1 protein-coding gene is annotated in these 290 nt (G+C 59.7%); it reads right to left on the bottom strand.

Annotation, left to right across the window (positions count from 1 at the left end; genetic code table 11):
- Positions 1–290 (bottom strand): NAD(P)/FAD-dependent oxidoreductase (locus P0D80_RS51585; protein WP_408296766.1); only part of this gene is annotated, 290 nt, incomplete at both ends.

Here is a 290-nt window from a genome sequence, read left to right as displayed (position 1 = left end):
TTCGCGTGCAGTTCCATGCCGAGCTGGAAGTTCTCGGTCGGCTCGCCGTCCTTGCCGATGCCCAGGTTGCCAGTGGCGACACCTTTAACCGAACCGTCGTCGTTGTACAGGATTTCAGCCGCCGGAAAGCCCGGGAAAATCTCGACACCCAGCGCCTCAGCCTGCTGACCGAGCCAGCGCGTGACATTCGCGAGGCTGATCACATAGTTGCCGTGATTCTTGAAATTGTCCGGCAGCGCCCAGGTCGGCACGCTCTTCGAACCGGTTTCCGTCAGGAACAGGAATTTGTC

Source organism: Paraburkholderia sp. RL17-373-BIF-A (assembly GCF_046030175.1).
GTDB lineage: Bacteria > Pseudomonadota > Gammaproteobacteria > Burkholderiales > Burkholderiaceae > Paraburkholderia.
This window is presented reverse-complemented; position numbering and strand designations above follow the sequence as displayed.